Origin of the sequence: Polynucleobacter sp. (assembly GCF_044342855.1) — a bacterium.
Lineage (GTDB): Bacteria > Pseudomonadota > Gammaproteobacteria > Burkholderiales > Burkholderiaceae > Polynucleobacter.
The window spans coordinates 1-10,657 of the sequence record NZ_JBIIPA010000042.1; the positions used below are offsets into that span (position 1 = coordinate 1).

A 10,657-nucleotide genomic window follows, 5' to 3' on the forward strand; every position below is an offset into this window, starting at 1 on the left:
CCGTAAACGTCTTCACTCAAGCTTAGGCTATCAATCCCCTAGGCAATTTTTACAGAACTGGTTAGCGAAAAGAAAGGAGATGCTGGTAGCATGATGACTCACGCTGATTGCAGGTGAAAAACGAGGGAAGGTTATTCGTTTGCTTGGTTAACGATAAATTGTAAGTGACAATTGACTGGAAATTCGTAGCCCTGTCTCAATAGATAGGTTCGCTATCTTGGTTTCTTGGTTTATAAATTGCGCTTAGCAAAAATATCAATTTAGGGTTAATCCTTGCAATTTCACTGGAAAAAGCTATCAATAAACTCCTTTATTGGGGCTGTATCGCCAAAGAACCTTGTTTGTCGACTTGGGTTTATTCAAATCACCGGCCTTTTGACTGGCATATCTGATAGGTGTTTTATATTTAATGCGATGGCTCGCTATCATCACTCGATGGTTAAATGTCTCGATTCAAATGGGGTATTCGTGGATGCCAATAATCTTTCTCGAGCATTTGATAATCAGGAGATGCGAAAATGTTTTGCTGGGCTTGAGGACGAGATATCAATCATCCTGATCATTGAAGATATTCGTGCGCGAACAAAAACAATTTCCAAAGGGAATAGGGAAAAAATGTGTAGGGCTTTGAATCTAGTTGAGGCTGGACTTGCACGTATGCATGGGCGATTTTCATAATGGAGGAGACGCATTCCCTATTCGGGTGGGTGGCTTCTGCTTTAGATTTGGAGTTGATTCTTTTTTTTGTGGCGTTTATAGCCGGATTTTTTGATGCGATTGCTGGTGGCGGTGGATTAATTACTATCCCCGCACTATTGTTGGCTGGTTTGGATCCCATGACTGCCATTGCAACCAACAAACTTCAAGGGGCGGCGGGTTCAATATCTGCCACCGCTTCCTTTGCCCGCAAATCCATGATTGAGTGGAGGGAGGGGCGCTTTCTCGTCCTATTGGGATTCCTGGGCGGGTTAATGGGTGCCCTCTCCGTAAGTTATGTTAATAAGCAGGTCTTGGAGATGTGCATCCCCATATTTTTGGTGCTAGTAGCAATTTATTTTTTTATTTCTCCGTGGATTGGTTGTCACACGATTAGGCGACCCATTTCAGTTATAGTTTTTTCCTTTTCGGTAGCACCATTACTGGGATTTTATGATGGTGTCTTTGGTCCCGGTGTCGGGTCTTTTTATATGGTTTGCTTCGTTTTGCTTTGCGGGCTACCTGTTATTAGGGCGGTAAGTTTTACGAAGCTAGCAAATGCGTCTAGCAATATTGGAGCGTTGCTTATATTTTTGACAAAGGGATTAATTGTTTGGCCTATAGCAATTAGCATGGCAATAGGATCAATTCTTGGCGCCCAGTTAGGTGCGTGGGCTGTAGTGCGCTTCGGCTCTAGAATGGTGCGACCAATGATTGTGACTGTTTGTTGTGCCTTAGCGATTAAGTTGGTCTTGATGCCATCCAATCCGCTGCATATTTTTGTGCTGACCCATTTGTAATTTACCTGTGAACAGTGCTTTGCATTAGCTCCGCTTCAACCCTTCTTCCTTTTAAAGCAACCCCTTAATTTCAATATTAATTTAAGACTTGTGGCTAATTTTTCAGGTGATATTTGTTGGCGGGGTAATTAAAGTCACTTCCCCGGAACTCATGATTGATCTGGATATGGGGCTTATATATCGGACGATCAAAAGAGGCGCGATTCAATCGGCGCACAAAACCTTGGCAGTGATCAGTCGGATTTATGAAACAGTAGCTCTAGATAGAATACCAGGCGCAACTATTGGTATTAAAGGCAGACTGCTGAAAGCCATTAAAGGGAACCATCTGGCCATTACTGAGCCTAAGCGGTTCAGTGAGCTACTTCGGGCGATAGATGGATATGGGGGCTCACCTGATATTAAGACAGCGCTGCAGATCGCCCCAATCCTTTTCCAAACACCGAAGAACGTGCGCACTATGCGTTGGCGTGAAATCAACTTAGACAATCGGTTGTGGACTATTCGTAGTGCGGACCTAAAACGCGAGGAGCAGGAAAAGCTCTCAGGTAGCGATCACTTGGTACCGTTGCTAATTCAAGTTATTGAGCTGCTTGAAAAGATGAAGCCTATTACTGGCGGGTTTGAGTATGCATTCCCGAATCAAGATGACAGAGCCAAGCCCTTTAGCGTCGGAGCTATTCGCTATGCTCCCATCTCGATTAAGTTCATAGATGAACAGTCATTCCTCGGGTTTAAGGTAAACGGACGGGCTATTGCGGCAGAGGTCTTGGGCGCTGATGTAATCCCGTTTAAGGTCAAGGCTGGGCGGTAAAAATATCGGGGCAATAGTTCAAGATTTGAATTTAATTTCGATTGCTCAGTCGTTCATTTTGGGACAGCAGATTGTCGCCAATAATCTGAACCCGAGAAAACCATTTTTCAGTCATTTGCTCATCAAGGTGCGAGAGCAGAACTTCTTTAAATAGCTGTTTCCAGTCCTCTAAAAGGCTTGCGTTAAATCCTGCTGCAAAATGCTTGCCAACGGGATCATACCTATGTGAGGTTTGTGGTTGCCCACCCAAAACCACCCACCAAAAGTCACTAATTTTTTCTTCATGCGTAACCCAATCATGTACCGATGAGAAGGGGGCCGCTAAAGAATGGTGCCTTTGGATTCGGCTATAAAAATCAATAACCACTTCATTGATTTTATTTTTCCCCAAATGATCGGCGATAGAGATTCGGTTAGAGGGTTGAATCATCACTTCTAGCTTTCATAATGAGGGTGGCTTGGATGGTGAACTGCTGACCCGCGTTGATTTTTGGTGCTACTCCAAGTGAGAGATTTTGATAATCATCAACGCCAAATATGGCATTGGGCGTCATTATCCCGAAACAGCGTCTGGCCATGGTTGCTTAATTAATCCTACTTCTAGGTTCGGTTAAATAAGGGGGGATTACCGGAGGGGGCCACTGGCCGTACGCCACCGGTCAATGCCAGAGCCAAGACTGTAGCCTCTTGCGCGCCTTGAACATCAGCCAAAGAGTAGCTATCCAACACGAAATAGAATGCGGCAAGAGCCAAATCCAACGGTCCGGGAAGTTTACAAACGCCATTCAGTTTGCATTGAGAGCATTCAATGAGATTGATGTGGCCCTCTGTGTGGCGAATAAGTTGTCCGATATTGATCTCCGTGGCTGGGTTACCCAAGCGAATGCCGCCATTTCGACCTTGCACGGACTCTATATAGCCTTGCGCTGCCAGCTTGCTAACAACTTTCATTAAGTGACTTCTAGAGATTTCATGGGCATCTGCAATCTCGCTGATCGAATTTAATCGCTCAGTGTGTGCTGCAAGATAGAGCATTACACGAATCGCGTAATCAGAGAATTGTGTTAGACGCACTGCGACTCCAAAATAAAGATGTATTTCATTTGCATGTTATTAAATTAATTGTTAAACTTGCATCTAAGATACATTATTTAGCGGGTATTGTGATGTTAATTTCTGAAAAATTTCCATCTCAAGTTATCAATGAGGTCGGCATATCAACTTTAATCAGGGCTTTTATGCCCCTGTATTAGCAGCTCAACTTGAGAGGGGTTGACAGGGGCCTTGCTACGCGAAAAACACATAATTAACTTAGAAAGTAAAAAATGCTAACGATTGAACAAGCTGAGATCATTAAAGCTACCGTCCCCCTTCTGGAGACCGGCGGTGAGGTGCTGACCACCCACTTTTATAAGATCATGCTGGACGAACACCCAGAATCTCGTCCGTTATTTAACCAGGCACACCAGCAGCTTGGCACACAGCCCCGGGCACTGGCCAACGCAGTGCTTCAATATGCACGCCATATCGACAATCTTGATGCTTTGGGCCAATTGCCAGCACAAATCATTCAAAAGCACGTCTCGCTGCAAGTTCAGCCAGAACATTACCCAATGGTGGGTTCATGCCTGTTGCGCGCCATTCGCGAGGTACTAGGAAAAGAAATAGCAACCGATGCGGTGATTGAGGCTTGGGGCGCTGCCTACTGGCAACTTGCTAACATTTTGATGGGGGCGGAGGGTGAGCAATACGATCAGATCGAGTCTGCACCAGGGGGCTGGCGGGGTGCACGCAAGTTTTTTGTTATTGAAAAACGGGCAGAAAGTCCTGAGATTACTTCTTTTGTGCTGGCACCAGTCGATGGAGGTGCGGTATTGAACTTCAGATCGGGCCAGTATCTGGGCCTCAAACTCCTTGTCGATGGCCAAGAGGTGCGCCGCAATTATTCATTGTCTAAAAAGGCTGATGGTAGCACCCTTCAAATCAGCGTTAAGCGTGAGCACAAAGGAGTGGTTTCGAATTACCTACACGACCAGCTCGAGGTAAAAGCTGTGCTAGATGTCTTTCCGCCTGCAGGAGAATTCGTGCTTCAACCTAGTGCCGCTCCATTAGTTCTGATAAGTGGTGGAGTGGGCATTACGCCCACATTGGCTATGGCAGAAACTGCATTAGAGCAAGGTGATCGTGACGTTACATTTATTCACTACGCCCGCAACCCAGAGGTTCAGGCGTTCAGAGGAATACTCGACACCTGGGCACGTAAATACCCGCGCTTTAAGTTGTTCTTGGTTTACGAAAACGGCGCAACCAAAGACCTCGCCTCAGGCCGCCCTAACCTTGAGCAGATTCAGAGGTGGGTACCCCCGAATGCTGAGGCATATTTTCTTGGACCTAAGCCATTTATGCAATGCATTAACAAAGCACTAGCTGAACATGGATTCCCAGTGGAGAGGCGGCACTTTGAATTTTTTGGCCCCGCCGAGGAGCTGAACTAAACGTGAGCAGACTACATCAACCTGCACGGAGAAATTATGAACAACCTTTAATCTCCTGTTCCGATCAGCGCAAACCCTCAAGAAGGTTTTGCGCTGGCCCTTGCCTTGAGTAGACATGGGGTAAAGAAAAACCAATCCGATACTGTGTATTAAAGCAATTACGTATTGATCATGCTAGGCCCCACAGGGCTAGCTATGGGCGAAAAATGAGGATGCTCACCATGATTGATGAATACACCAGTGTTTGCTTGGTGATCCACTGTGCACTGCGCATTGGATCTAAATATATTCAATCAGACAACGTCCTGAGTTCGTAGCCCAAGTCTTTCGGGATTGGTCAAAAGAGATTGGTGTCCAAACCGCATGTATTGAACCAGACTCTGCTTGGGAGATTGGCTTTGGTGAAAGCTTCAATGGCGCCTTAAGAGATGAACCCCTTAATGGAGAAATATTCTGCAACTTAGAAGAGGCCAAGGCTCTAACCAGGCAATAGAAAGATCAAATGACCAAAGGGAATCCCTTTAGGGGCAACCAAGTAAGATCTAATAACTCTTTAGGTTACAGTCCACTGATCCGCGTTGATTTTTGGCACCACTCCAGGTGAGGGATTTTGATAATCTTTTACTTAAAAAGGAGTGTTTATATGGCCAAACATGGCATTCGCTTTAAACCCGAGCAAATCGTTTCCCTGCTGCGGCAGATTGAGGTGTTGAGTACCAATTGCGCCAAGTCATAAAAAATCCCAGCACTAAGGCTGGGATGTGAGGTTAGCGTCATGGAGGCGCTAAAGAGGCAGCCTCAAATCCTACTCAAATTATCCGTACAAATGCACCCTTTGCTAACTATTGGGCATCCCCCGCTAGAAATAGCAGGGGATACTTTGCAAAAGGCGCGCAGGAAAAATGGAGTGATTGGCAATCCTTTTTTCTAAATCATAGTCAAGAGGTTCTTGAGAGTACCTCCCCGCATGTCATGGCTGATATTTACTTAAAGGTAGATGCCTTTGAGCTGATGGCCTGATTGAGCCTGTGGGATTAAAAGGCTATCAGGTTATTTATGGTCGATTACTGCTTGCTTTGGAGTGAGGGCGAGGAGGCACTAAAAGCATGATTGATTAAGAGTGCGCGAGGCTGTCTTCAAACTTCAACCCAAGAGCCTTGGTTGCTTTGAGGATGGTAGAAAAGCTGGGATTGCCTTCGCCTGAGAGTGCCTTGTAAAGACTTTCTCGCCCAATATTGGTGTCTCTCGCTAGCTGGGTCATGCCACGGGCGCGGGCGATATTACCTAGCGCCTTAGCAGTAAAAGCCGCATCATCGCCAGCTTCATCTATGCAGGCGGCAAAGTAGAGCGCTACATCTTCCTCAGACTGAAGGTGCTTGGCACTATCCCATTTACGCAGCTTGTTTGTTTTCATCATTACCTTTTCAAAGCCTTAGCAATTACTAGTGCCGTCTTAATGTCTTTGTCCTGAGTGGATTTATTGTCACCCGCCAGCAGAATAACTAATTCAAGTCCTATCTGTTTGAGGTACGCCCGATAACTCGCCCCTACATCAACCCGCAATTGTTTATAAATTCTGCTATGGCTATCCCAATAGACAGGTATTACTAACCCTAGTGAGTTGGTATTTTTAATTTCTTGCAATATAGAATTGCAAAGCTAATTTTTAGGGGGGGGGTGAGTCGCTGTTAGTAGAGCGCCACTGCCAGTGAGTTTCCATGAAAATGCCCCACTCTTTATGGTGCCACCTTGCGTTTTGCTTTTTGTTTCAGTTTCTTTGTTGGTGCTTAATTTTGATTGAATCTTCTACTGCCACGCTGATGGCGTTAATACAGCGCCCCTTGGGGCGCTTGCTATTGTGGGTCCTTGGAGTCGGCTTTGTTCTGCTTATTTCCCATGGGACCATTGCTCAGTCGCTGGATCCGGGCTTGCAATTTCGTAATGAGCAAGAGCGCCAGCGAGTTGAGCAAGAGCAATTTGATGGACGTCAAAACCTTCGTCTACCCCGGGAGCAGCCGACTGTAGACGAGCGCCTTGTGGAAAATGAATCACCTTGCTTTTCAATTTCTAAAGTCGATTTTGTGGGGGCGCAATCCTTTGCGTTTCCCCATACGCTAGTGGATTTGCCGGTTAGTCTTGGTGGTGCGCAGGGCGATGATTATCCAGAGGGACGATGTCTTGGGGTATCTAGTGTCGCGATCTTGCAACAGCGTGCGCAAAATGCACTCATTGCTTCTGGTTATGTCACCAGTCGCGTTTTAGTCGGCTCACAAGATTTATCTAGCGGAACCCTTGAGCTCACAGTCATTCCGGGGCGCATCGGGCAGGTTCTCTTTGCTCGGCCCGACGAGGAGTCGGTGCAAACGCGTTGGTTTAATGCCTTGCCCAGTGGTCCCGGGGATTTGCTGAATATTCGGGATGTTGAGCAAGCTTTAGAAAACTTTAAGCGGCCTTTAAGTGCGCAGGCAGATATCCGGATTGCGCCAGCAAGCCAGAATTCCGCTCCAGGGCAATCCGATCTACTGATTGATTACAAACAAGATTTTCCATTTCGATTAACGCTAAACGCAAATAATTTTGGCACCTATGCTACGGGTCGCGATCAAGGCAGTGCAACGCTCTCTTGGGATAACCCTCTAGGTTTAAATGATCTCTTTTATGCCACATATAACCATGGCTTGGATTTTCTAAATCCCGGTGGTCGGAGTACGGATGGCAATACGGTGTACTACGCCGTTCCTTATGGTTATTGGAATATCAGTGCCAATCGTTCTGTGTATGGCTACTACCAAACAGTAGCCGGCAACACTAGAAACTACATTTTTAGTGGTACAAGTACTGCTAACGAGATCAAACTTTCCCGTGTGCTATTTCGGGATTCGCAGAGTAAATATGAGGCGGGCATTAAAGGGTTTAGTCGCAGTACCAACAGCTATATTGACAATACCGAGGTTCGCGTACAGAGCACTGCAGTGGGTGGTTGGGAGGGGAGTCTGAGCGCGCATCGTTATATTGGTCTGGGCGCGCTGGATGCCAATATTACTTGGCGACAGGGCACTGGTGCTTTTGGGTCGCAGCCAGCGCCAGGTCAATCATTGGGTCTTGCCACCTCGCAAATGAAGATCCTCAAGATGGATGCGTCCGCCACCCTGCCTTTTGGTTTACTTGGCGCCTCTTTTCAGTACAGCGGCAGTTGGCGTTGGCAAAATGCCTGGACACCCCTCATGCCCCAAGATCAATTTGCTATTGGGGGTCCGTACACGGTACGCGGTTTTGATGGTAATAATCAATTGGCTGCCAGTCGAGGTTATCTGGTGCGCAATGATTTAACGCTCTTACTTTGGCAGGATTATTTGAGTGTTTACGGCGCAATCGATTACGGGCAAGTCAGTGGTCAAAATAGTCAGTATTTAGTCGGTCAAACGCTCACCGGGGCTGCCCTGGGTTTGCGAGGTGCGCTTGGTCGATTTCGTTACGACGTATTTGTCGCCCAGCCTGTTTTTAAGCCACAGTTCTTTAATGCGCCCAATCAAGTCTATGGGTTCAATTTAACAGTAACACTTTAGGATGCAATGAAGCGCAATCACACCTCACCCCCCTTGTTTAACTTGTTTTCATTGGCTTGGCCTGCGAACACTCAAGACGTCTCGGTTTGCCGCGCTCAAGTCCCTTTGGCCAAGCGCTTGCTGAGCTTGGCGCTTTGCATTGCCTTGCCATGCATGCAGGTCAGTCCTGCGCTAGCGCAAATTGTTGCCAACCCTAGCGCTCCGACCAACACCCAGGCAACCGTGCTAACGACTGCCAATGGTTTGCCGCAGGTCAATATCCAAACCCCCAATGGGGCAGGCGTGTCGATCAATAACTACAGCCAGTTCAATATCTCCGCTAATGGGGCGGTTCTCAATAACAGTGTCGATAATGCATCCACGCAAACGGCGGGGTGGGTGACTGGTAACCCTTGGTTGGCTAATGGGGCTGCCAAGGTCATTGTCAATCAGGTGGTTTCTAGTAACCCCAGTTTGCTCAATGGTTACATTGAGGTGGCCGGTCAAAAGGCAGATGTCGTGATTGCGAATCCCTCAGGAATTGCAGTCAATGGCAGCGGCTTTATCAATGCGGGCGGGGTTACTCTAAGCACTGGGCAATTGCAATTTTCTAACAACGGAGCGTTAGCGGGCTCTCATGTGCAGGGCGGCACGATTAGTATCAGTGGCGCTGGTTTAAATAATGGCGGCGCCGACTATACCGCTCTCATTAGTCGTGCGCTGGAGGTTAATGCGGGAGTATGGGCCAATCAATTGTCGGTCACTACTGGTATAAATCAAGTGGCTTATGGTTTTAATGGTGCCGTCGCCAGTAATACTGCTGCGGGGGCTGTAGGAACTGCGCCGCCAGTGGCCATTGATGTGGCGCTATTGGGAGGCATGTATGCTAATAAGATCTTTTTGGTTGGCACCGAAAATGGCGTGGGGGTCAGTAACTCTGGAGTAATTAGCTCCACTGGTGAGCTTACGCTTTCGCAGAGCGGTTGGTTGCAAAATGCGGGGCAGATTCAAAGTGCTGGTAATTTAGCTATTGCCACGACTGGCAGCGCAGGTTCGCTTCGCAATGCGGGTGCGATCAATAGCGCTAGTACCTTGCAAATTCAAACTAGTAGTGATTTGGCCAATACTGGCGCACTGCTAGCTACTGGCAATACGCGCATTACCAGTGGTGGACAGGTGAGTAATATTCGTACTGAAAACAATAGCAGCGGATTAATCAGTGCTGGTGGCGAGCTTAGTATTAAGGCGCAATCGGTTGCTGGCGACGTGGGCAGCCGTTTGGCGGCGGGCCAGCTTGCTAGTGGCGGAGCCTCTGGCGAGGCCTTGGGTAGTTTGGTAGTTACTGCAGATCAGCGCATTAGGGCAAATGGTCAAAATGTTGCTCGCGACCAATTGAGCTTGAATGGGGCCACTATTGATATAGCCGATAGTCAAACAACCGCTTCAAATGTGACCATGTCGGCCAGTGCGGGCAGTGTCAATATGGCCAATGCCATCGTGAGCACCCCAGGTACTTTGCTAGTGAATGCCAAGCACCATATCGGTCAGGGTTTAATCAACGATGGCGCGCAAACGACGGCAGGTAAGCTTGCCTTAAACCTGGGCTCTCTGAGCAATGAAGGTGGCACCTTATTGCAAAATGACAATAGCGATTTGAGCATCGCGCTACCAGGCACCCTCAATAACCGTAATGGTGTCATTGGCAATAATGGCGACAATCTCAGCATCGTTGCCAATGGCATCGATAGCACAGGTGGCGCAATGCGCTTGTTTGGCACGGGGCAAATGAGCGTCACTAGTGCTGAGGCGCTTACCAATGCTGGCGGTACTCTTGCCAGTAACGGTGCCTTGGTGATTAGTGCCGCTAGCTTGGACAATCGGGGTGGCGTTTTAAGCGCCTCTAAGGATGTCAATGCTCGCATTAGCGGAGTATTTGATAACAGTATTTTGCTGGCAGCAAATGGCAAGGCAACTGGCGCGCAGTTTCTGGCGGGCACCGATGGTGTGATTGATGCGGGTGCCGTGAATAATGCTGGCAGCACCATCAATGCTCAGGCGACGATAGATATCCGTGCGAGCGGCTCCATGACAAATGATCAAGGTCTTGTCGCCGCCAAGGATATGGTTGCGATCAATGCGGCTACTTTGAATAATCTAGCCGGAATGATTGCATCGACCACGGGCGATCTCACGATCACCACCAGCGGCCAAACCATCAACGATGGCGGCAAGCTGCAAGCTCTTGGCAATGCCTCACTTCATAACGGTGGATTATCGAACGCCCAAGGTGGTCTGATCAGCGCTACT

General features: G+C 47.7%; 11 protein-coding genes. 8 read left to right on the plus strand and 3 right to left on the minus strand.

Annotation, left to right across the window (positions count from 1 at the left end):
* The first annotated feature begins 273 nt into the window (after positions 1-273).
* The 3 genes from ACIQZ3_RS10210 (at position 274) to ACIQZ3_RS10220 (ending at position 2,310) form a co-directional block, all read left to right on the plus strand.
* The gene (locus ACIQZ3_RS10210) at positions 274-678 is read left to right on the plus strand and encodes a hypothetical protein (RefSeq protein WP_397392802.1); all 405 of its coding nucleotides are present in this window, start codon (positions 274-276) and stop codon (positions 676-678) included.
* Positions 678-1,496 carry a TSUP family transporter gene (locus tag ACIQZ3_RS10215; RefSeq protein WP_397392804.1) on the plus strand — a complete coding sequence of 273 codons (819 nt, stop codon included), beginning with the start codon at positions 678-680 and terminating at the stop codon, positions 1,494-1,496. The genes ACIQZ3_RS10210 and ACIQZ3_RS10215 overlap by 1 nt, the downstream gene beginning before the upstream one ends.
* 88 nt (positions 1,497-1,584) lie before the next feature.
* A complete protein-coding gene (locus ACIQZ3_RS10220) occupies positions 1,585-2,310 on the plus strand; it encodes a tyrosine-type recombinase/integrase (RefSeq protein WP_397392806.1) in 726 nt (241 codons plus the stop codon).
* Between the two features lie 31 nt (positions 2,311-2,341).
* On the opposite strand, the gene ACIQZ3_RS10225 is transcribed toward ACIQZ3_RS10220, so the two are convergent.
* Together ACIQZ3_RS10225 and ACIQZ3_RS10230 are read right to left on the minus strand one after the other, a co-directional pair.
* Positions 2,342-2,740: a hypothetical protein gene (locus ACIQZ3_RS10225; protein WP_397392808.1), complete on the minus strand. Its 399-nt coding sequence runs from the start codon at positions 2,738-2,740 to the stop codon at positions 2,342-2,344.
* Between the two features lie 170 nt (positions 2,741-2,910).
* The gene (locus tag ACIQZ3_RS10230; RefSeq protein WP_397392810.1) at positions 2,911-3,384 is read right to left on the minus strand and encodes an RrF2 family transcriptional regulator; all 474 of its coding nucleotides are present in this window, start codon (positions 3,382-3,384) and stop codon (positions 2,911-2,913) included.
* A gap of 251 nt (positions 3,385-3,635) precedes the next feature.
* Between ACIQZ3_RS10230 and hmpA the strand changes: the two genes are divergently transcribed.
* The 3 genes from hmpA (at position 3,636) to ACIQZ3_RS10245 (ending at position 5,298) form a co-directional block, all read left to right on the plus strand.
* A complete protein-coding gene (gene hmpA, locus ACIQZ3_RS10235) occupies positions 3,636-4,805 on the plus strand; it encodes an NO-inducible flavohemoprotein (RefSeq protein ID WP_397392812.1) in 1,170 nt (389 codons plus the stop codon).
* Positions 4,806-4,868: 63 nt separating this feature from the next.
* The gene (locus tag ACIQZ3_RS10240; RefSeq protein WP_397392820.1) at positions 4,869-4,958 is read left to right on the plus strand and encodes a hexameric tyrosine-coordinated heme protein; all 90 of its coding nucleotides are present in this window, start codon (positions 4,869-4,871) and stop codon (positions 4,956-4,958) included.
* A gap of 193 nt (positions 4,959-5,151) precedes the next feature.
* Complete coding sequence (locus tag ACIQZ3_RS10245; RefSeq protein WP_397392822.1) at positions 5,152-5,298, plus strand: integrase core domain-containing protein; 147 nt, start codon at positions 5,152-5,154, stop codon at positions 5,296-5,298.
* A gap of 621 nt (positions 5,299-5,919) precedes the next feature.
* On the opposite strand, the gene ACIQZ3_RS10250 is transcribed toward ACIQZ3_RS10245, so the two are convergent.
* Positions 5,920-6,219 (minus strand): addiction module antidote protein, encoded by a 300-nt coding sequence (locus ACIQZ3_RS10250; protein WP_397392814.1) that lies wholly within the window; start codon positions 6,217-6,219, stop codon positions 5,920-5,922.
* Between the two features lie 514 nt (positions 6,220-6,733).
* Here ACIQZ3_RS10250 and ACIQZ3_RS10255 point away from each other — a divergent pair.
* Both ACIQZ3_RS10255 and ACIQZ3_RS10260 read left to right on the plus strand, forming a co-directional pair.
* Complete coding sequence (locus ACIQZ3_RS10255; protein ID WP_397392816.1) at positions 6,734-8,371, plus strand: ShlB/FhaC/HecB family hemolysin secretion/activation protein; 1,638 nt, start codon at positions 6,734-6,736, stop codon at positions 8,369-8,371.
* A gap of 6 nt (positions 8,372-8,377) precedes the next feature.
* Positions 8,378-10,657, plus strand: a 2,280-nt coding sequence (locus ACIQZ3_RS10260) for a filamentous hemagglutinin N-terminal domain-containing protein (protein WP_397392818.1), incomplete at its 3' end; no start/stop codon positions are given.